General features: G+C 60.8%; 22 protein-coding genes. 9 read left to right on the top strand and 13 right to left on the bottom strand.

All coding sequences use genetic code 11. The features are described from left to right. The first annotated feature begins 1 nt into the window (after window position 1). Window positions 2–439 (top strand): type II 3-dehydroquinate dehydratase, encoded by a 438-nt coding sequence (aroQ, locus tag ACK59H_RS06050; RefSeq protein WP_060477063.1) that lies wholly within the window; start codon window positions 2–4, stop codon window positions 437–439. Window positions 440–460: 21 nt separating this feature from the next. After that, complete coding sequence (locus ACK59H_RS06045) at window positions 461–1873, top strand: MFS transporter (RefSeq protein ID WP_060477064.1); 1413 nt, start codon at window positions 461–463, stop codon at window positions 1871–1873. 116 nt (window positions 1874–1989) lie between these two features. On the opposite strand, the gene ACK59H_RS06040 is transcribed toward ACK59H_RS06045, so the two are convergent. Continuing rightward, window positions 1990–3123, bottom strand: a complete 1134-nt coding sequence (locus ACK59H_RS06040) for an aminotransferase class V-fold PLP-dependent enzyme (protein WP_060477065.1) — start codon at window positions 3121–3123, stop codon at window positions 1990–1992. A gap of 187 nt (window positions 3124–3310) precedes the next feature. On the opposite strand from ACK59H_RS06040, the gene ACK59H_RS06035 reads away from it, so the two are divergent. Together ACK59H_RS06035 and ACK59H_RS06030 are read left to right on the top strand one after the other, a co-directional pair. After that, a complete protein-coding gene (locus tag ACK59H_RS06035; protein ID WP_060477066.1) occupies window positions 3311–4297 on the top strand; it encodes a DUF1852 domain-containing protein in 987 nt (328 codons plus the stop codon). 25 nt (window positions 4298–4322) lie between these two features. Further along, window positions 4323–5348 carry a methionine synthase gene (locus ACK59H_RS06030; RefSeq protein WP_060477067.1) on the top strand — a complete coding sequence of 342 codons (1026 nt, stop codon included), beginning with the start codon at window positions 4323–4325 and terminating at the stop codon, window positions 5346–5348. Between the two features lie 97 nt (window positions 5349–5445). Here the strand turns inward: ACK59H_RS06030 and ACK59H_RS06025 are convergent, their stop codons facing one another. The 6 genes from ACK59H_RS06025 to ACK59H_RS06000 all read right to left on the bottom strand — a co-directional run bounded on the left by ACK59H_RS06025 (window position 5446) and on the right by ACK59H_RS06000 (window position 10570). Next, window positions 5446–6168, bottom strand: a complete 723-nt coding sequence (locus ACK59H_RS06025) for a proteasome-type protease (protein WP_060477068.1) — start codon at window positions 6166–6168, stop codon at window positions 5446–5448. A gap of 42 nt (window positions 6169–6210) precedes the next feature. After that, window positions 6211–6990 (bottom strand): transglutaminase family protein, encoded by a 780-nt coding sequence (locus ACK59H_RS06020; protein WP_060477069.1) that lies wholly within the window; start codon window positions 6988–6990, stop codon window positions 6211–6213. Beyond that, a complete protein-coding gene (locus tag ACK59H_RS06015) occupies window positions 6987–7937 on the bottom strand; it encodes an alpha-E domain-containing protein (protein WP_060477070.1) in 951 nt (316 codons plus the stop codon). Before ACK59H_RS06015 ends, ACK59H_RS06020 begins: the two co-directional genes overlap by 4 nt. A gap of 3 nt (window positions 7938–7940) precedes the next feature. Continuing rightward, on the bottom strand, window positions 7941–9350 hold the full coding sequence (locus ACK59H_RS06010; RefSeq protein WP_060477071.1) for a circularly permuted type 2 ATP-grasp protein: 1410 nt from the start codon (window positions 9348–9350) through the stop codon (window positions 7941–7943). A 270-nt stretch (window positions 9351–9620) separates the two neighbouring features. Beyond that, window positions 9621–9980 (bottom strand): cupin domain-containing protein, encoded by a 360-nt coding sequence (locus ACK59H_RS06005; RefSeq protein WP_060477072.1) that lies wholly within the window; start codon window positions 9978–9980, stop codon window positions 9621–9623. A 2-nt stretch (window positions 9981–9982) separates the two neighbouring features. Then, window positions 9983–10570: a GNAT family N-acetyltransferase gene (locus ACK59H_RS06000; RefSeq protein ID WP_060477073.1), complete on the bottom strand. Its 588-nt coding sequence runs from the start codon at window positions 10568–10570 to the stop codon at window positions 9983–9985. A gap of 223 nt (window positions 10571–10793) precedes the next feature. Here ACK59H_RS06000 and ACK59H_RS05995 point away from each other — a divergent pair, with 223 nt between their 5' ends. Genes ACK59H_RS05995 through ACK59H_RS05975 form a run of 5 tightly spaced genes read left to right on the top strand, consistent with a single transcriptional unit; the run spans window position 10794 to window position 13858 of the window. After that, window positions 10794–11330 carry a chalcone isomerase family protein gene (locus ACK59H_RS05995; protein ID WP_060477143.1) on the top strand — a complete coding sequence of 179 codons (537 nt, stop codon included), beginning with the start codon at window positions 10794–10796 and terminating at the stop codon, window positions 11328–11330. A 2-nt stretch (window positions 11331–11332) separates the two neighbouring features. Further along, entirely contained in the window at window positions 11333–11869 is a 537-nt protein-coding gene (locus ACK59H_RS05990) for a DUF3833 domain-containing protein (RefSeq protein WP_060477074.1), read from the top strand. Next, on the top strand, window positions 11866–12171 hold the full coding sequence (locus ACK59H_RS05985; protein ID WP_060477075.1) for a DUF6482 family protein: 306 nt from the start codon (window positions 11866–11868) through the stop codon (window positions 12169–12171). The genes ACK59H_RS05990 and ACK59H_RS05985 overlap by 4 nt, the downstream gene beginning before the upstream one ends. Before the next feature lie 8 nt (window positions 12172–12179). Then, window positions 12180–13706, top strand: coding sequence for a cryptochrome/photolyase family protein (locus ACK59H_RS05980; protein ID WP_060477142.1), 1527 nt, complete (start codon window positions 12180–12182; stop codon window positions 13704–13706). Then, window positions 13703–13858, top strand: coding sequence for a DUF2256 domain-containing protein (locus tag ACK59H_RS05975; RefSeq protein ID WP_081016598.1), 156 nt, complete (start codon window positions 13703–13705; stop codon window positions 13856–13858). The genes ACK59H_RS05980 and ACK59H_RS05975 overlap by 4 nt, the downstream gene beginning before the upstream one ends. Here ACK59H_RS05975 and ACK59H_RS05970 read toward each other — a convergent pair. The 6 genes from ACK59H_RS05970 to ACK59H_RS05945 are packed head-to-tail and all read right to left on the bottom strand — an operon-like array spanning window position 13823 to window position 18779. Next, window positions 13823–14314: a DUF2878 domain-containing protein gene (locus ACK59H_RS05970; RefSeq protein ID WP_060477076.1), complete on the bottom strand. Its 492-nt coding sequence runs from the start codon at window positions 14312–14314 to the stop codon at window positions 13823–13825. The genes ACK59H_RS05975 and ACK59H_RS05970 overlap by 36 nt on opposite strands. Then, entirely contained in the window at window positions 14311–15573 is a 1263-nt protein-coding gene (locus tag ACK59H_RS05965; protein WP_060477077.1) for a cyclopropane-fatty-acyl-phospholipid synthase family protein, read from the bottom strand. Before ACK59H_RS05965 ends, ACK59H_RS05970 begins: the two co-directional genes overlap by 4 nt. Next, window positions 15548–16357, bottom strand: a complete 810-nt coding sequence (locus ACK59H_RS05960; RefSeq protein ID WP_060477078.1) for a DUF1365 domain-containing protein — start codon at window positions 16355–16357, stop codon at window positions 15548–15550. Before ACK59H_RS05960 ends, ACK59H_RS05965 begins: the two co-directional genes overlap by 26 nt. Beyond that, complete coding sequence (locus ACK59H_RS05955) at window positions 16354–17601, bottom strand: FAD-dependent oxidoreductase (protein WP_060477079.1); 1248 nt, start codon at window positions 17599–17601, stop codon at window positions 16354–16356. The genes ACK59H_RS05960 and ACK59H_RS05955 overlap by 4 nt, the downstream gene beginning before the upstream one ends. A 6-nt stretch (window positions 17602–17607) precedes the next feature. Further along, a complete protein-coding gene (locus ACK59H_RS05950; protein WP_060477080.1) occupies window positions 17608–18360 on the bottom strand; it encodes an SDR family NAD(P)-dependent oxidoreductase in 753 nt (250 codons plus the stop codon). Continuing rightward, window positions 18357–18779 (bottom strand): nuclear transport factor 2 family protein, encoded by a 423-nt coding sequence (locus ACK59H_RS05945; protein WP_060477081.1) that lies wholly within the window; start codon window positions 18777–18779, stop codon window positions 18357–18359. Before ACK59H_RS05945 ends, ACK59H_RS05950 begins: the two co-directional genes overlap by 4 nt. Between the last annotated feature and the right edge of the window lie 59 nt (window positions 18780–18838).

Raw genomic sequence — 18838 nt, 5'->3', positions numbered from 1 at the left:
CATGGCCGCCAACGTTCTGATGCTGCATGGCATCAACCACAACATGTTCGGCAAGCGAGACCCGCGCCAATATGGCACGGCGACCCTGGCCGATATCGATCAGGCCCTGCAGGCATTGGCCCAGGAGCTAGGCGCCCAGGTCGAGAGCTTCCAGACCAACCATGAAGGAGCCATGTGCGAGCGCATCCATCAGGCCTATGAAGATCGAGTGGATGCAGTGTTGATCAATGCCGGAGCCTGGACTCATTACAGCTACGGTATCCGCGACGCATTGGCGATCCTCGAAGTGCCAGTGGTGGAGGTTCATATGTCGAACATCCATGCCCGGGAACCCTTCCGCCACCACTCGGTGTTTGCCGAGGTGGTGAGCGGGCAGATATGCGGGTTCGGCGTGCAAACCTACCTACTGGCCCTGCGTGCAGCGCTTAATATCCACTAAAAGCCCCAGGGGAGCGGTGCCATGAGCCACTCAGCCGCGTCGAATGCTTCGCGCCGAGGCATCGGTGTTGCATTGCTGGTGGCAGTCACCTTCTTCATGGAGAACCTCGATGCCACCATCATCGCCACGGCGTTGCCGCAGATGGCCCGCGACTTTGCCCAGAACCCGGTCAACCTGAACATTGGCATCAGCGCCTACCTCCTGGCAGTGGCGGTGTTCATCCCGCTCAGTGGTTGGGTGGCCGAACGCTTTGGTGCGCGTCTGGTGTTTGCTGGCGCCATTGGTCTGTTCACCCTGGCGTCCTGGCTGTGCGGTTTGGCGCCGAACCTTGAAACATTCGTCGCTGCGCGCGTGCTGCAGGGTATCGCGGGTGCGTTGATGGTGCCTGTCGGCCGTATGGTGGTGCTGCGTACCACCGAAAAACAAGACCTGGTGAAAATGCTCGCGGTGATCACCTGGCCCGGGCTGGTGGCACCGGTACTGGGCCCTCCCATCGGCGGGCTGATCGTCACCCATTGGTCATGGCCGTGGATCTTCTACCTGAATATTCCGCTCGGTGTACTGGCCATGGCAGCGGCATGGTGGCTGATCCCCGCTAGCCGTTGCAGTGATGTACGGCCGTTTGATCTACGTGGCTTCGTGCTGCTTGCATCGGCCTGTGCGGCATGGCTGATCGGCCTGGAAACCCTCGGTTCGATGGGGGCCGGCACCCTGCTTAGCGGTGCGGCGCTGGTCACGTTGGGCGGGCTACTAACGTGGCTGGCGTGGCGCCACTGCCTGGGGCATCCAGCGCCACTGTTACCAATGGCGGTTTTGGCGATCGGCACGTTCAGGGCCAGTATCATTGGCGGTACGCTGTTCCGCCTGTCGATCAGTGCCTTGCCGTTCCTGATACCTCTGTTGCTCCAGGTTGGCCTTGGCCTTTCCCCAGTGGATGCAGGCTTGCTGGTGCTGGCGATCTTTGCGGGCAATTTGGCCATGAAGCCGTTCACTACCGGCTTGATGCGGCGTTATGGATTTCGTCGAGTGCTGCTTTGCAATGGGGTGATCGGCGTTGCCAGCATCCTGGCCTGCCTGAGTTTGCAGCAGGGGATGGCGTGGTATTGGATGGCACTGGTGCTGTTCGTGGGCGGGCTGTCGCGCTCGATGCAGTTCACCGCCTACAACGCCGTAGGTTTTGCCGAGGTGCCCAAGCCGCTGATGGCCGAGGCATCGACCTTGTTCAGCATGTTCTTCCAGCTGGCAATGGCCTTGGGTGTCGCCGTGGTGGCGTTGTTGTTGAGGCTATCGATGCTGCTGCGTGGCGCGGAGGGCAGCATGAGCGTCACCGATTTTCATTGGGCATTGCTGGGTGTGGCGCTGATCGCTGGTATCGCGCTGGTCGATACCGCGCGCCTGCCAGGCAATGCCGGCGCCGAGGTTCTGCGTACTTAAAGGCACGCACCCCACATGGGCCGGCTTGCTTGTGCTGCTGACCGCCCAAGGTGCGGGCCAGCTGTGGCTGGATCACTGGCTGAATATACGTTGATTGCGTGTGACCCAGCGAGCGTTCAACGGGGCATCACTTCATTCAGCGCCTGCTCCAGAATGCTGACCGTGCGCTCGATGTTGTACAGTTTTTCGAGCCCGAACAAACCGATGCGGAACGTCTGGAAGTCCGCCGGCTCGTCACATTGCAAGGGGACTCCGGCAGCAATCTGCAGGCCTTGATCGGCAAATTTCTTGCCGTTTTTGATGTCGGCATCATCGGTATAACTCACCACCACGCCTGGGGCCTGGAAGCCGGGCGCTGCCACGCTCCTGATGCCTTTGCTGGCCAACATGGCGCGAACCCGGTCGCCGAGTGCCTGCTGCTGGGCGCGCAGTTTCTCGAAGCCGTAGGCTTGCATCTCCTTCATCACATCGTTGAACCGGGCGAGCGCGTCGCTGGGCATGGTGGCGTGGTAGGCATGCCCACCCTGTTCGTAGGCTTGCATGATCTGCAGCCACTTCTTCAGGTCGCAGGCAAAGCTGCTGCTTTGGGTGTGTTCGATGCGTTCCACAGCCAGTGCACTGAGCATCACCATGGCGCAGCAAGGGGAAGCGCTCCAGCCTTTTTGCGGTGCGCTGATCAACAGGTCCACTGCGCAGGCCTGCATATCGACCCACAGTGCGCCCGAGGCGATGCAGTCCAGCACGAACAGGCCGCCAACCTTGTGCACGGCGTCGCCCACCGCCCGTAGATAGTCATCGGGCAGAATGATCCCGGCGGAGGTTTCGACGTGCGGGGCGAAAACGATCTGAGGTTTGTGCGCCTCGATGGCCGCCAGCACTTCATCCAGGGGAGCAGGGGTGTAAGCCGCTTGGCGTCCAGCCTCGACTGGCCTGGCTTTGAGCACCGAAGTTGCCGCCGCGATGTTGCCCATCTCCAGAATCTGGCTCCAGCGATAACTGAACCAGCCGTTGCGTATTACCAGGCATCGGGCGCCACTGGCAAATTGCCGCGCCACCGCCTCCATGCCGAATGTACCGCTGCCTGGCACCAGAGCAACGGCCTGGGCGTTGTAGACCTGCTTCAGGGTGCTGGAAATGTTTTGCATCACCCCCTGAAAAGCCTGCGACATATGGTTGAGCGATCGGTCGGTGTAAACGACCGAGTACTCGACCAGCCCTTGCGGGTCGACGCTGGGATAAAGCTTGGACATGGAATGATTCCTTTGGCAGAGAAGATTCAGCATAGACGACTGCCGTGGGCGGCGGCAGCGGTGCCCACGCCTTCATGAGCCTGACTAAAGAGCCGGTGAAATCAATTCAGTTCAACTGGCTAAGCGCTGCAACTTAGAATGCCCAGCAATTGGAAATCATTGAACATGCAAATGAGACGGTCAGCCCATGACGCGCCCAAACTTTACATTCTCCATAAAACGCGTTGGTTTCAACGAGCATTATCGCCCGGCTGAAACCACACGGATCACCACCAACTTCGCCAACTTGGCCAGGGGCGAGCGTCGTCAGGAAAATCTGCGCAATACGTTGACGATGATCAATAATCGATTCAATGAGCTGGCGCACTGGGATAATCCCCGTGGGGATCGCTACAGCGTTGAGCTGGATATCGTTTCAGCCGAGATCAATGTTGATGCCGAGCATTCAAGCCAAAGGCTGCCCTTGCTTGAACTGCTGCAAACCACCCTCCATGATCGGGCTACTGGCCAGCGCTTGGAGGGCATCGTCGGCAATAATTTTTCCTCGTATCTGCGTGATTACGATTTTAGTGTCGTATTGCGGGCGCACAATAAAGATCAAGCAGTCTTCACCACGCCCGAGCACTTCGGGGCATTACACGGTGCCCTCTTCAAGTCATTCGTCAGTTCGTTGGCTTATCGAGAACATTTTGCCAAGCGGCCGGTGATTTGCCTGAGCGTTTCCAGCAGTAGAACTTATCATCGAACGGAAAATCAGCACCCTGTACTGGGCGTTGAATACCGCCAGGATGAATATTCATTGACAGATGAATACTTCGGAAAAATGGGTTTGAAGGTGCGTTACTTCATGCCGCCCCATAGCGTGGCGCCCTTGGCGTTCTATTTTGCCGGTGACCTGCTGAGCGACTTCAGCAACTTGGAGTTGATCGGCACCATCAGCACCATGGAGTGCTTCCAGAAGATCTACCGGCCGGAGATTTACAATGCGAATGCCGCAGCCGGTACAACTTACCGCCCCAGCTTGCAGCACCAGGATTACTCACTGACTCGCATCGTCTACGACCGCGAGGAGCGAGCCCGGTTGGCCATCGAGCAAGGCCAGTTCGCCGAAGAGCATTTCATCAAGCCTTACCGCGTGCTGCTGGAGCAGTGGTGCGCTCAAAGCATCAGCTGAGTCGCCAGCCTTGAAGGAGTTCGATATGCACAGACTTTTACCCACCTCGACTGCCGGCAGTTTGCCCAAGCCTGCCTGGTTGGCGCAGCCAGAAACACTGTGGTCACCCTGGAACTTGCAGGATGAACATTTGGCCGAAGGCAAACGGGATGCGCTGTGCCTTGCCCTGCAGGCGCAACAGCATGCCGGTATCGATATCGTCAGTGACGGCGAGCAGACCCGCCAACACTTTGTGACCACCTTCATCGAACACCTGAGCGGCGTGGACTTTGCCAAGCGTCAGACGGTCAGGATCCGCGATCGCTATGACGCCAGCGTGCCCACCGTGGTAGGTGCTGTCGCTCGGAAGCAGCCGGTGTTCGTCGAAGATGCCAAGTTCTTGAGGCGGTTGACCGCCCAGCCGGTCAAATGGGCACTGCCGGGCCCGATGACCATGATCGATACCCTCTACGACAGCCATTACCAGAGCCGCGAGCAACTGGCCTGGGAATTCGCCGGTATCCTCAATCAGGAAGCCCGAGAGTTGGAGGCCGCAGGGGTGGACATCATTCAGTTCGACGAGCCGGCATTCAATGTGTTTTTCGATGAGGTCAACGACTGGGGTGTGGCCGCCCTTGAAAGGGCGGTTGAAGGCCTGAAATGCGAAACGGCCGTGCATATCTGCTACGGCTATGGCATCAAGGCCAACACCGACTGGAAGAAGACCTTGGGTGACCAATGGCGCCAATATGAGCAAGCCTTCCCCAAACTGCGCGAGTCTAGCCTGGACATCATTTCACTGGAGTGCCACAACTCCCATGTGCCGATGGAGCTGCTTGAACTTATCCGCGGCAAAAAAGTGATGGTCGGTGCCATCGACGTGGCCAACCACGCAATCGAAACACCAGAAGAGGTCGCCAATACCTTGCGCAAGGCGCTGCAGTTCGTGGACGCCGATAAACTTTACCCGTGTACCAACTGCGGCATGGCCCCGCTGCCGCGCCAAGTGGCCAGCGGCAAGCTGCATGCGCTGAGCGCAGGCGCTGCGATAGTGCGAAGCGAACTCACGTAAAATCGAACAAGCGCTGCCGTCAACACGGTGCGCCACCCCGGCGTGGAGGCGGGGCATCACCCTCGATGGGTTGCTGGCAGCGCTATCGCAGTTGGCCTCAGCTGTAGGGAGGGGCAGGCAACTCTGCCAGCAACCGTTTCAGGCCATCGCTCCATTGCCGGCGAATCTGCACGTAATAGGCGTCGTCGCTGGTGATACGCTGACGGGCGGGGGCTTCGAGGCTGTCCTTGTGGTACACCAACATGTCCAATGGCATACCCACCGACAAATTGCTGCGGATGGTCGAGTCGAACGAGATCAGCCCGCAGCGCAGCGCTTCGTCAAGCGGCGTCTGGTAGGTGAGGTTACGGTCCAGAATGGGCCGCCCGTACTTGCTTTCGCCCAGTTGCAGGAACGGGGTGTCGGTCGTTGCCTGGAAGAAATTGCCCTGGGCGTAGACGTTGTAGATCGCCATTGGGCTGCCGGCAATTTGCCCGCCGACGATGAATGAACTGGTCAGGTCGATGCCGGCCGTCAGCTTGCAGCGGTCGCGGCTGACGACCTCGCGCAGGGTGTCGGCCACCAGCACCGTGGCGTCATACAGGGTGTCGACGTTCAGCAGGTGGGGGCCAGGCCCCTGGGTTCGTTGACGCAGCAGGTTCACCACCGACTGCGAGGTCGCCAGATTGCCTGCCGTTTGCAGGACGATCAGACGCTCGCCGGGCAGGCTGAAAACGAACAATTTGGCGAAGGTCGAGATCTGGTCGATCCCCGCATTGGTGCGCGAGTCGCTGATGAAAACGAGCCCGTCCGCCAGGTGCATGGCAACGCAGTAAGTCATGGGCGGTTCCTTGGAAATCGTTGTGAGCGCAGGCTGCGCCAGTTACTGGCGGTGCACATGGACGCTGGCTTGCATAGATTCGACGCCGCCACCCCGGCGTACGCCCCTGACCGGGCAGGCATCGAGGTAATCCAGGCCCACCGCCAGCTTCAAGTGGCGTTCAGGCCGGGTGAGGCGGTTGGTGATGTCGAAGCTGTACCAGGCGCCGTCGACCCAGGCTTCGGCCCAGGCATGGCTGGCCAGGTGTTGTTCATCCTCGGTGCACAGGTAGCCGGAGACATAACGCGCCGGGATGCCCAGGCTGCGTGCGCAAGCGAGGAAGGCGTGGGTGTGGTCCTGGCAAACCCCGGCGGCGCCCTTGAATGCTTCGATGGCTGTGGTCCCTACCGAGGTAGCGCCAGGGGAATACGGCATGTGCTCGGCCAGGCCCTGCATTAGCGCGGTCAGCGCGGCTCGGTCGCGGTGTTCACCGCAGTGGCGGCTGGCGAAGGCCTTGAGGGTGTCGTCGGCTTCGGTTAGGTGGCTGCCGCGCAGGAACGGCAGGGGTGAGTGTTCACCGGCCTCGTGCTCGCACGCCGGGTCGATTTCTACCTGGCCGCTGGCGGTCAGGGCCAGGTGGCCGTGGGGCTTGTCCAAGGTCAACACATGGAGGATGTTGCCATAAGGATCGACCTGAGCCCGCACTTTGCAGGGCAGGTCCAGTTGCCATTGATCAATACGCTGGCGGCCACTGCTGCGAGGCGTCAGGCGCAGGAACTGGATGCTGTTACACACATCGCTTGCGTAGCTGTAGGTGGTGTCATGGCGAATGGACAGTTTCATACAACCTCCAGATAGGAGCGATGGACCGCCTGGCCCAGTTGGTTTATGCGCCCGAGGAAGTCGGTCAGCCACGGGTGCAGCCCGGCCTCGAGGACTTCGTCGATAGCGGTGTAACGCAGGCGCGCATTGAGCTCGGCAGCCATGCGCTGTGCCGCGCGCCCGGTACTGCCGGGCAGGCTGCCAAGGATCTGATCCAGCTCATCGATGCAGGCGTGCAGGGAACGGGGTACGTCCACCCGCAGCAGCAGCAGCTCGGACACTGGCCGGGCGCTGGGCGCGGCGCGGTAGAGCTCGTTGAAGGCTTCATAGGAGGTCAGCGCGCGGAGCAGGGCACTCCACTGGTAGTAGCCACGGGCCGAATCATCACTGACCTCTTCAGAGGCTTCGCCGAACATTTCATAGCGAGCATCGAGCAGGCGCAGCGTGTTGTCGGCTCGCTCAAGGAAGGTGCCCAGGCGGATGAAGCTGTAGGCATCGTTGCGCATGATGGTGCCCGAGGTCGCTCCACGGAACAGGTGCGAGCGCTCCTTGACCCAGTCGCAGAACTGGCTGATGCCGTAGCGGCCCAGGCCATTGCTGGCGATCTTGCGCATTTCGATCCAGGTGGCGTTGATGTTCTCCCACATGTCGGCGGTGATACGCCCGCGCACAGCGTGGGCGTTGGTTCGGGCCGCCTGCAGGCAGCAATAGATGCTGCTGGGGTTGGTCGCATCCAGGGCGAAGAAGTGCAGCATCCGTTCGGTATCGAGCTCGGCGTGCCTGCGGCGGTAGTCATCCAGCGTGCCGGAGGCCAGCAGCGACATGGCCAGCTCCGCATGGCCGTCACTGCGCCCGGCCTGGGGCATCAGCGACAGCGAATAGCTGACCTCCAGCATACGCGCGAGGTTTTCCGCGCGCTCCAGGTAGCGTGACATCCAGTAGAGGTCGGAAGCGGTTCTTGAAAGCATGGTTCAGTCCTCCACCACCCAGGTGTCCTTGGTGCCGCCGCCCTGCGACGAGTTGACCACCAGCGAGCCTTCCTGCAGGGCCACGCGGGTAAGGCCACCGGGCACCAAGCGGGTTTCGCTGCCCGACAGCACGAACGGGCGCAGGTCGATATGGCGCGGTGCGATGCCGCTGTCGACGAAGGTCGGGCAGGTGGACAGGCACAGCGTGGGCTGGGCGATGTAGGCATGCGGGCGAGCTTTGATGCGGGCACGGAAGTCCTCGATCTGCGCCTTGGTCGAAGCTGGCCCGACCAACATGCCGTAGCCGCCGGAGCCTTGGGTTTCCTTGACCACCAACTCCGGCAGGTGCGCAAGTACATGGGACAGGTCGGCAGGGCGCCGGCACTGCCAGGTCGGCACGTTGTTGAGGATCGGTTCCTCGCTCAGATAGAAGCGGATCATCTCATCGACATAGGGGTAGATCGACTTGTCATCAGCCACCCCGGTGCCCACCGCATTGGCCAGCACCACGTTGCCGGCGCGGTACACCGAGATCAGCCCTGGCACCCCGAGCATCGAGTCGGGGTTGAACGACAGTGGGTCCAGGTAACCGTCGTCCAGCCGTCGATAGATCACATCCACCTGCTGAGGGCCTGCGGTAGTGCGCATGTAGACATGCTCATCACGGATGAACAGGTCAGCACCCTCCACCAGTTCAATGCCCATTTCCCGTGCCAGGAAGGCGTGCTCGAAGTAGGCGCTGTTGAAGCGGCCTGGGGTCAGCAGCACGGCGGTAGGGTTATCCAGAGGGCTGGCGCTCTTGAGTGTATCGAGCAGCAGGTTGGGGTAGTGGTCGATGGGGGCGATACGTTGAGCGGCGAATAGCTCGGGGAACAAACGCATCATCATCTTGCGGTCTTCGAGCATGTAGCTGACGCCGCTGGGCGTGCGCAGGTTGTCTTCCAGCACGAAGTAGCTGCCATCGCCATCGCGCACCAGATCGACGCCGGCGATATGGGCATACAGCCCGCGGTGCAGGTCCAGGCCCTGCATGGCGATCTGATAGCCTTCATTGGCCAGCACTTGCTCAGGCGCAATGATGCCTTCCTTGAGGATGCGCTGGTCGTGGTAGATGTCTTGCAGGAACAGGTTCAGCGCTTGCACCCGCTGGATGCAGCCGCGTTCGACCGTGCGCCACTCGCTGGCGCGGATGCTGCGGGGGATGATATCGAAGGGGATCAGGCGTTCGGTGTCTTCTTTGTCGCCATAGAGGGTGAAGGTGATGCCGGCGCGGTGAAACAGCAGGTCGGCTTCGCGTCGACGTTGCTCCAGCAGCTCCAGCGGGGTGTTGGCCAACCAGCGAGCGAACTCTTGATAATGCGGGCGGCAATTGCCGTTGGGTTCATACATCTCATTGAAAAAGGCCCGGGACATAGCCACTCCTTGCAACCATTGCTGGCAGTGCGTTGTGCATGCAAGGCTTCATTGCAATGAAAGTGCCCAAAACCCGGCGCAGCCCTCCAGGCGCGGGTGCCGAGGATAACTTGCTGAAATATATGCCTTTTATCCTTCGCTCGGCCCTGGAGTGTAGTGACTGACCTGCATCAAAAGGGTGCATGGGGCAGGGGGCTGTAGGTTATGACCCAAGATGGTGCCCATGGGGCGGCCCACCCCTGCCACCGGAGCTGGCGTCAAGCGCGCGGGTTAGCCGGCAGGCAGCAGAATGACAAAGTTCTTTTTCATGTCTTCCACCACTGTCCATTTACCTTTGGCGCCTGGCTCGATGATGAACGTGTCGCCAGCGCTCAACCTGACTGGCGAGCAACCCTCAAGTTCGATGATGCAGCAGCCACTTAGCACATGGCAGAACTCCCAAACCTTGTAGTCGATGCGCCATGCCCCGACGCTGGCTTCCCATTCGCCGCTGATCCGGCCTTGCTGCTCGTCGTGATAGTGCTTGGTAGTCAGCGTGTGCGGGTCACCTTCCACAACGGCTTCGAAGAATGGCAGGTCGCGCAGCGGTTCAACACTCAGTTCGCGGAATACGGTTAGTGGCTTGTTCATGGTCATTTCCCGAGCACATTTTGAGTGGGGCGATACATCAAGTAGGCGTCACCGGTGACTCGCAGCATCGGATGGGCCACGATCTGGCAGGTTTTTACGATTCTAAAGCCGTGGCGTTCATAGAAGCGGCGGGCGCCGTGATTGGCTTGGTAATCGATCAGGCACAGGCCATCGAGGCCTGCATTGTCAGCGCGCTGCTGGGCGTGGCGCAGAAACTCAAGCCCCAGCCCCCGGTTTCGCCACCCCTCATCCAGTGCCAGGCTTGAGATGTACAACGTGTTGGGGACCTCCATGTCGGCATAGGGGGCAAGCACAGGGTCGGTTTCACTCGGCCTGCCAGCCGTGGCGTACAACGGGTAGCTGTGCATCATGCCGACCACGCGCTCCTCGTCGGTGGCCATCAGGCAATTTTTGAAGGAGAAGTCACCATGGTCTCTGGCATAGCGAGCGGTACCGACACTGAGCAATGATTCTCCAGGGGCTGCGAGCGTGCTCCAGATGTAATCGGCCATGCCCTCGGATGTGAGTTGGAAAAAACGCGCAATGTCTTGCGCGTCCGAGGCCTGGGCAGGCCTGAAGCCTATCGGCATTGTTCACGACTCCACGGGGTTAGAAAGTTGATGACCAGCCGCTGGGCGTTGGCTAGGGCAAGGGTAGGCGTTTGCATTGCTACAGGCGGTGCTAGAGGCGACATCCCTAGCTCGGGATGCGACCTTGGCTTGGGTCGATAACTGAAAAAAACTATACGTTATTCGAGCAAAACCTATACATGGTGCTATATTTGTACAAGATTTGAACGTGACCGAGGTCAGCATGGCCCGCCCTATTCGTTGGACCTGCCTGTTGTTGCTGCTTGCTGCATTTTCTGCGGTAGGCGACTGGCGTTCGGACGTGCCGGGCGCGCAGCGGATCGGCTCTGGGGAGTTCACCTGGTTTGGCCTGAGCCTTTATACGGCTCAACTGTGGGCAGCAGGCCCTGTCCATGACTGGAATCAGCCATTTGCGCTCGACCTGCTCTACCACCGAGCGCTCTCGAAAGACACCTTGGTCAAAGCCAGCCTTCAAGAGATGCGCCGTTTGAGCGCTGGCACCCTGACTGCGCAGCAAAGCGATAATTGGGGCAAGGCCCTAGGGCAAGCATTCGCTGACGTAGAACCTGGTATGCGCATTACCGGGGTCTATATCCCAGAGGTCGGTTGTCGGTTTTACATCAATGGCCAACTAAGCCGCGAGATTGCGGACCCGTATTTCGCCAGAGCTTTCTTTGCAATATGGCTGGCACCCGGCGCCAGGGACACACAACTGCGTCAGCGCCTACTTGGGCTGGCAGGCAACGAGCGAGGAACGTGAATATGTCTAGAGCGATGCTACTTGTCTGCTGCCTGCTGCTAGGCAGTTGCGGCAATGTGGGGGTAGAGCGTTATGCCCAGGAGCAACCAAAATTTGACTTGGCTGCGTTCTTCTCGCGGCCCGTACAGGCCTGGGGCATGTTCCAGAAGCGATCAGGCGAAGTGGTCAAGCGCTTTCACGTGCGCATCGATAGCCGTCGCGAGGGCGAGCGACTGATCCTGGACGAACGTTTCGTGTACAGCGACGGCACCCGCCAACAGCGCGTCTGGACATTGGTGCCCGAAGGCCCAAACCGCTGGCGGGGCACGGCTGGCGATGTGATTGGCCAGGCGCAGGGCGAAGTGGCGGGTAATGCACTGCGTTGGCGATACACGCTGGACCTGCCGGTTGACGGGCGGCACTGGCAGGTCGATCTGGACGATTGGATGTATTTGATGGATGACGACACCCTGATCAACCGGTCGAGCATGACCAAGCTCGGTGTCGAGATCGGCCAGATCACTCTCTTCTTCCGCCGCATGCCCGAGGCTACGCCATGAACTTGACCACACTGATCCAAATGGTAACCAGCGGTGAAGCGAAAGAGCTGGAACTGCTGTCGCTCGAAGGTGGGTTCTATATTCTCAGAGCTTTGACCACAGAAGGCCCAGTGACTTTGGCCGATGACGATGACCAGCCCATTCGTTTGCGCTCCACGACCGAGTTGCGTCAGTTGCTCGCCGACGTTCCACCGGTGCCCTGCATGCTGGTACAACATGCGGTCCACGATGAAATGTGCGGGCAGCGCGACGGCCCCATTGCGCCGCTTCGCATACCTTTTTCGCTCGACAGCCAGTGGTAGCCAAAGCGGTGCGCCTGGGCCTTGTGTTGGGTGATCAGCTGTCTTTCGACCTGGCAAGTCTGCAGGCGCTCGACCCGGCCACCGACGCCATACTGATGGCGGAGGTGCAGGGGGAGGCCCGCTATGTGCCCCATCATCCGCTGAAGATCGTGCTCATATTCAGCGCCATGCGCCATTTTGCCCAGGCACTGCGCGAACGCGGGTGGCAGGTGCACTATGTCGAGCTCGATGCCGCCGACAACAGCGGTAGCATCGTTGGCGAGCTACAGCGTTGGCGCAAAGCGCTGGGGGTGACTGATATTCATCTCACCGAGTGCGGCGAGTGGCGCTTGGAGCAGGCGCTGCGAGATGCCGGTTTGCCGTTGGTGTGGCACCGCGATACGCGCTTCATGTGCTCCAGGGAAGCTTTTGCGCGCTGGGCCAGCCAGCGTCGCCAGCTGCGTATGGAGCACTTCTACCGCGGTATGCGCAAGCGTACCGGCCTGTTGATGGAATTGGACGGCAGCCCGGCAGGCGGCGCCTGGAACTTCGACAGCCAGAACCGCAAGCGCCTGCCCGGCCAGTTGCATGGGCCTTTTCCTGCGCATTTCCCGCAGGATGAGATCACCGTAGCAGTCGTCAGCTTGGTGCGGTTGCATTTCAGCGGCCACTACGGATCCGTCGAAGGCTTCGACTACCCCGTTACCCACGCCCAAGCTCAGCAACTCTGGGAACACTTTCTGCAATTTGGTCTGGCGGCGTTTGGTGACTACCAGGATGCCATGGCTGAAGGTGATCCCTATCTGTTCCATGCACGCATCAGCGCAGCGCTCAACCTGGGCCTGCTTGATGTGCGCAGCCTGTGCGAGGACGTCGACCGGGTATGGCGCGAGGGGCGCATACCGCTCAACGCAGCTGAAGGGTTCATTCGTCAGCTGATTGGTTGGCGCGAGTACGTGCATGGCGTGTACTGGCTGCGTATGCCTGAGTACGCCGAACTCAACTACCTGGGTAACGACCGCGCTTTGCCGGAGTTCTACTGGACCGGGCAGACCCGCATGCGCTGCATGGCACAAGCGATTGGGCAGACCCTGCGGTTGGCCTACGCCCACCATATTCAGCGCTTGATGGTTACCGGTAACTTCGCCTTGCTGGCCGGGATCGTGCCGAGTGCGATCTGTGAATGGTACCTGGCCGTCTACATGGACGCCTTCGACTGGGTCGAGCTACCCAACACGCTGGGCATGGTGATGCATGCCGATGGTGGTTACCTGGGCTCAAAGCCCTACTGCGCAAGCGGGCGGTATATTCAACGCATGTCTGACCATTGCCAGCAATGCAGCTACCGGGTCGATCATGTTGCCGAGGAGGATGCCTGCCCCTTCAATGCCCTGTACTGGCATTTTCTCATACGCCATCGCCCAGTGCTGTCAGCCAACCCCCGGTTGGCGCTGGTCTATCGCAGCCTCGATAGTATGTCCGCCAGCCGGCGAGATGCCGTGTGGCAGCGTGGGCAGTCACTGTTGGCCCAACTGGATGCGGGGCAGGCGATATGAAAAAGAGCTTGTTGCCGAGCAAGGTCTGTGTGGTCTGTGGCCGGCCGTTCAACTGGCGCAAGCGCTGGGCACGCTGTTGGGAGCAAGTGCGCTACTGCTCGGAGCGATGCCGCCGCTCAGCGCCACGTTGCAAGGCGCAGGAGCAGGGGTAGGGCTGCGGCCCAGATCGGCGCCAGCAAGAGCCAAGTGGTGATCTCGCCCAAGGGCAGTTCAACCCCGGCCAGCCTGGCGCCAGCCACGTATGCCGGGGGCGCACCTGCGGCGCCAAGCAGGGCTGCTATCCCCCATTTACGGCTCAGCCATGCCAGGCTATGACGCATGCCGCTGGCCAGCACCAGCCAAATCAGCGCAAGCCATAGCGGTAGTGGCACAGTATCGAACGCGAATACGCCAGCTGCCCCCAATACGCTATCGAGTAAACACCCCGCCAAGGTCACACGCAGCATGGCCTTGATCTCGCGCTGGGTGTCCAGGGTCAGGCACAGATGCAATGCCAGGCCCGGAATCAACGTAAGCAACAGCCAGGGGCGTTGTGCGCCCAGTACGCACAGCCACCAGCCAGCCTGTAGCCACAGGGCGTTGGCAAGCACTCTGCCACTGTGCGTCATGCGCTTGTCGGCAGGGGAGCCCGACGTGCCAGGGGCGGGGCGAAGAGCAGGTGAGCAACGCCGATGGCGCGCTCCTCGAAGCCGCCCTGGCAGTAGCACAGGTAGAACTCCCACAGGCGCTGGAAAGTGTCGTCGTAGCCAAGCTCTGCCAGCGCTGGGCGCGCCTGGCGCAAGTTGTCCCGCCAGTGCTGGAGGGTCAGCGCATAGTCTGGGCCGAAGTCCTCCATGTGCAGCAGGTTCAGCGCCGTGTGCCGGCTGGCGGTATCGAGCATCACGCTCAGCGAAGGCAGTGCGCCGCCTGGGAAGATGTAACGCTGGATGAAGTCGACCGAGCGGCGGGCTTGGGCGTAGCGTTGATCGCGAATGGTGATCGCCTGCAGCAGCATCAGGCCATCAGGCTTGAGCAGCGAGGCGCACTGGCGAAAATACACCGGCAAGTAGCGATGACCGACGGCCTCGATCATTTCGATCGAAACCAGTTTGTCGAAGCGACCTTGCAGGTCGCGGTAGTCTTCGCGCAACACACTGATGCGCTGCTCCAGGCCCAAGGCCTGAACCCGCGCCACGGTATGACTGTACTGGGCCTCGGAAAGCGTCGTGGTGGTGACCCGGCAGCCGTAATGCGTGGCCGCATGGATGGCCAGGCTGCCCCAGCCAGTGCCGATCTCAAGCAGGTGATCATCTGGGCAGAGCTCGAGTTTCTGGCAAATCCTCTCGAGTTTATGCAACTGAGCCTGCTCCAGTTCCTGCTCCGGGTACTCGAATTGGGCTGCCGAGTACATCATGGTAGGGTCCAGCAGCCGTTCGAAAAGGGCATTGCCCAGGTCGTAGTGGGCCAGAATGTTGCGCCGCGCCCCGCGGCGGCTGTTACGGTTGAGCCTGTGCAGCATCCGCAGGGCCGGGCGCGCCAGGCGGGCCAGGCCGCCCTCGAGCGCATCCAACACCTCTAGGTTGGCGACGAACAGGCGCGTCACCCGTGCAAGGTCAGGGCTGCGCCAATAGCCGTGAATGTAGGCTTCCCCAGCACCGATCGAACCATTGCCGGCGACCAGGCTCCAGGTGGCGTCATCGAGGATCTCCACCTCTGCCTGCAACGGGCTGGCAGGATCACCGAAACTCCATTGCTGGCCATGGCTGAGCAGGCGTAGGTGGCCATGGCGCAACTTGCCCAGTTGGGCAAGTACGGCACTGCGTGCCAGCCCGCCAAGCAAGGGGCCAAGGCCTATGAACTTGCTAACGCTCAGGGTGGGATTTGGCATTTTCGGGGTCCTCGAACGGTTGGCCTAGGGCCAGGTCGCCCTGGCTGAGGGTGTGGTCATGTACAGGGGTACGTTTGAGCAACAGGCGCAGCGCTTGCCAGTAGATGGCCGAAACAGTGCGCAAGCTCATCCATGGGAACGTCATCACGTAGCGGCGCAGCGAACGCCTGTTCAGGGGATGACGATGCAGAGCAAGATCGGCTGCAAAGACTTGCAGGCCGTCTTGCCAATTTTGCATGTGGATACGAATGTGGTCCGCGCTCAGTGAGAAGCGCAGGTGATAGTCCATGTTCAAGCCCATGAACGGCGATACGTGGAATGCCTTGGCCACGCTGAACGGCCTGGTGAGGTTGCCCTGCACCGGTAGCACGTAGTGAAAGCGTTCGCGCCAGGGCGTGTTGCGTACTTCCATCAGGATGGCCGCCAGTACGCCTTCGTGGTCATGGCAGAAGTAGAAACTCACAGGGTTGAACGACAACCCCCAGCACCGCAGCTGCGTCAGCAGCCGCACCGGCCCAAGGGGTCTCTGGCCGGTGGCCTGCTCGACCAGTGAGCGAGCGGCATCGGCCAGTGATTCACCGCGCCGGGTGCTGCCCGGCAGATAGTCGGTTTCGCGCCAGCACAGCGGTGCGAAGCGCCAGTGCCCCAGCCAGCGTGAAAGGCTTTTGAGCCAGGCTTGCTCGTCCAGGTCCAGGTAGAACATGCCGATGCGATAGGCAAAAGCATGAGCCCGAGGTGTCAGGCGACGGTGGCTGACCCAGCCATGGCACAGGCTGCTGTTCACAGTCGCACGTCGAAGTGGGCGGCCACCTTCAAGGCACTGACCACTCCGTCCTCATGAAAGCCGTTACCCCAGTAAGCGCCACAGAAGTAGCTGTGCTGCTGGCCCTGCAAAAGCGCGTGCTGCGCCTGAGCAGCCGACGCTGCGAGGCTGTATTGAGGGTGAGCGTATTGGAACCTGGCGATCACCTGCATCGGGTCGATCAGCGCGGTCTGGTTGAGGCTTACGCAAAACGTGGAGGGTGCCTCCAGGCCCTGCAGAATGTTCATGTTGTACGTCAGCGCCGCTGGCGCCTGGGCTGGGCCGCCAAGGCGGTAGTTCCAACTGGCCCAGGCACGCCTGCGACGGGGTAACAGCCTGGTATCGGTGTGCAGCACCACATCATTGCTGGCATAGCCAATGGCCCCAAGCACGGCGCGCTCCTCTGGGCTTGGCTTGTTCAACAAGCTCAGGGCCTGATCACTGTGGCAGGCAAAAACGACATTATCGAAACGCTCGGTGCCTGCGGCGCTCACCAGGGTAACTCCCCCTTCATCGCGCTCTACGCTGTGAACCTTGCAGTTGAGCCTGAGGGTGTCGGCGAAGGGTTGGCACAGCGGCTCGATATAGCTGCTTGAGCCACCGCTGATGACGCGCCATTGGGGGCGTTGATTGACGGACAGCAAGCCATGATTGCGACAGAAGCGCACGAAGAATGCCAAGGGAAACTGCAACATGTCGGCGCGCGACATCGACCAGATCGCCGAGCCCATTGGCACGATGTAGTGGTCGATGAAACGTTGCCCGTAGTGCTCGGCCTGCAGGTAGCTGCCCAGCGTGGTGTTGCTGTCGATGCGACCGCTGTCCAGGTCGGCCAATGCCTGGCGGTTGAAGCGCAGAATGTGCCTGATCATGCCCCAGAAACCAGGAGACACCAAGTTGCGCCGTTGCGCGAACAGCGTGTTCAGGTCGTGGCCGTTGTACTCAAGGCCCGTGGCCGGGTCGTGCACGGAAAAACTCATTTCGGTGGGCTGCGAAGCCACCCCCAGTTGGTCCAGCAAACGGATGAAATTGGGGTAGGTCCAGTCGTTGAATACGATGAACCCTGTATCTATCGCATAACGCTGGCCGTGGTAGGTCACATCCAGCGTGTGCGTGTGGCCACCGACCCACTGCTCGGCCTCGAACACGGTGACCTCATGTTTGCGCGACAGTAGGTGGGCGCAGGTCAGGCCGGAAATGCCGCTGCCGATGATTGCTATGCGCATGGATCATCATTCCTGTTCATGACGGGCCAGACGTTGGCCCAGTGCCAGACGCAGACGTACGGGTAACGCTCCAAGTAGGCGCAATACCCAGGTGAAAACTACTGGGAAGTTGATTTCCAGCGGCTGGCCGGGCATGCGCTTGGCGATATATTGCGCGGCGCGCTGGGCCGTCCACAGTTGCGGCATGGGGAAATCGTTGCGGCGGGTCAGGGGGGTGTCGACGAAGCCTGGGCTGACCAAGGTGACCGCGATGCCCTCACGCGCCAGGTCGATCCGCTGCGACTCCACCAGGTAGCGCACAGCAGCCTTGGATGCACCGTACGCGCCTGCGCGGGGCAGGGCCAACCAGGTCACAGAGCTGCCCATCACGACTAAATGGGGCCGCTTGCCGGCACGAAGCAAGGGCAGGGCTGCTGCCAGGCAATAGCTGACGCCCATCAAATTGGTGCGCATGACGCGTTCGACCAACGCTGGATCGAAATGGCCAGGCTCAAGGTATTCGCACGTGCCGGCGTTAAGAATGACGCAGTCCAGCCCGCCCCAGCTGCGCTCGATCAGCGCTGCGGCCTCGGGAGCATGTTGGGGATCGTCCACTTCGCCGATGGCTAGCAGAACTTGCCCTGGGAAGCGCTCAGCCAGCGGCGCGAGGCGTTGTGCATGGCGCCCGCCCAATGCAACCTGATGGCCTTGTTCAAGAAGAATGCGTGCCAGTTCGGCGCCTATACCGCTGCTCGCACCGGTCAACCAGCAGCGGCTCATGCCAACCTGCCTTTGAGCCAGCGGATGGCGCTGCCCATGAGCGGAATATGTTCGTATAGCAGGGCGCCGGCGTCGAAATAGTCCTGATGGGCATGCACACGGTCGCGCCACTGCAAGAAGCTGCAGCCCTGCAGGGTGATCGGCCGGCCATGCGCCAGGCGCGGATGACGAAAATGCAGGGTCCAGCGCAGATAGCCTTGACCCGGGCCGACTTCATCGGCGCCGGTGAATTCATAGCCAATATCGCTGGCATTGGCGTACAGCTGCTGAAAGTAGGCGCGTAGGGCAGGGAGCCCTTCTATGTGGTGCAGCGGGTCGCGAAAGGTGATGTCCTCGCTATACAGCTCGTTCAGCGCATCGAGGTTGTCGCCCTGAAGGCGGGCGAAACGCTTGGCAAAGTCCTGTAGATACACTGACATGCTTGGCTCCTGGCAATCCTGTACAAAAAGGATTTGTTGTACAGGTATAGCCGAAGCCG

Origin of the sequence: Pseudomonas sp. KCJK9000 (assembly GCF_046230725.1) — a bacterium.
Lineage (GTDB): Bacteria > Pseudomonadota > Gammaproteobacteria > Pseudomonadales > Pseudomonadaceae > Aquipseudomonas > Aquipseudomonas promysalinigenes.
This window is presented reverse-complemented; position numbering and strand designations above follow the sequence as displayed.

Excerpts from the sequence above, each read along its gene's own strand:
- aroQ (WP_060477063.1), top strand. The coding sequence starts at position 2 with ATGGCCGCCAACGTTCTGATGCTGCATGGCATCAACCACAACATGTTC.
- ACK59H_RS06045 (WP_060477064.1), top strand. The coding sequence starts at position 461 with ATGAGCCACTCAGCCGCGTCGAATGCTTCGCGCCGAGGCATCGGTGTT.
- ACK59H_RS06040 (WP_060477065.1), bottom strand. The coding sequence starts at position 3,123 with ATGTCCAAGCTTTATCCCAGCGTCGACCCGCAAGGGCTGGTCGAGTAC.
- ACK59H_RS06035 (WP_060477066.1), top strand. The coding sequence starts at position 3,311 with ATGACGCGCCCAAACTTTACATTCTCCATAAAACGCGTTGGTTTCAAC.
- ACK59H_RS06030 (WP_060477067.1), top strand. The coding sequence starts at position 4,323 with ATGCACAGACTTTTACCCACCTCGACTGCCGGCAGTTTGCCCAAGCCT.
- ACK59H_RS06025 (WP_060477068.1), bottom strand. The coding sequence starts at position 6,168 with ATGACTTACTGCGTTGCCATGCACCTGGCGGACGGGCTCGTTTTCATC.
- ACK59H_RS06020 (WP_060477069.1), bottom strand. The coding sequence starts at position 6,990 with ATGAAACTGTCCATTCGCCATGACACCACCTACAGCTACGCAAGCGAT.
- ACK59H_RS06015 (WP_060477070.1), bottom strand. The coding sequence starts at position 7,937 with ATGCTTTCAAGAACCGCTTCCGACCTCTACTGGATGTCACGCTACCTG.
- ACK59H_RS06010 (WP_060477071.1), bottom strand. The coding sequence starts at position 9,350 with ATGTCCCGGGCCTTTTTCAATGAGATGTATGAACCCAACGGCAATTGC.
- ACK59H_RS06005 (WP_060477072.1), bottom strand. The coding sequence starts at position 9,980 with ATGAACAAGCCACTAACCGTATTCCGCGAACTGAGTGTTGAACCGCTG.
- ACK59H_RS06000 (WP_060477073.1), bottom strand. The coding sequence starts at position 10,570 with ATGCCGATAGGCTTCAGGCCTGCCCAGGCCTCGGACGCGCAAGACATT.
- ACK59H_RS05995 (WP_060477143.1), top strand. The coding sequence starts at position 10,794 with ATGGCCCGCCCTATTCGTTGGACCTGCCTGTTGTTGCTGCTTGCTGCA.
- ACK59H_RS05990 (WP_060477074.1), top strand. The coding sequence starts at position 11,333 with ATGTCTAGAGCGATGCTACTTGTCTGCTGCCTGCTGCTAGGCAGTTGC.
- ACK59H_RS05985 (WP_060477075.1), top strand. The coding sequence starts at position 11,866 with ATGAACTTGACCACACTGATCCAAATGGTAACCAGCGGTGAAGCGAAA.
- ACK59H_RS05975 (WP_081016598.1), top strand. The coding sequence starts at position 13,703 with ATGAAAAAGAGCTTGTTGCCGAGCAAGGTCTGTGTGGTCTGTGGCCGG.
- ACK59H_RS05970 (WP_060477076.1), bottom strand. The coding sequence starts at position 14,314 with ATGACGCACAGTGGCAGAGTGCTTGCCAACGCCCTGTGGCTACAGGCT.
- ACK59H_RS05965 (WP_060477077.1), bottom strand. The coding sequence starts at position 15,573 with ATGCCAAATCCCACCCTGAGCGTTAGCAAGTTCATAGGCCTTGGCCCC.
- ACK59H_RS05955 (WP_060477079.1), bottom strand. The coding sequence starts at position 17,601 with ATGCGCATAGCAATCATCGGCAGCGGCATTTCCGGCCTGACCTGCGCC.
- ACK59H_RS05950 (WP_060477080.1), bottom strand. The coding sequence starts at position 18,360 with ATGAGCCGCTGCTGGTTGACCGGTGCGAGCAGCGGTATAGGCGCCGAA.
- ACK59H_RS05945 (WP_060477081.1), bottom strand. The coding sequence starts at position 18,779 with ATGTCAGTGTATCTACAGGACTTTGCCAAGCGTTTCGCCCGCCTTCAG.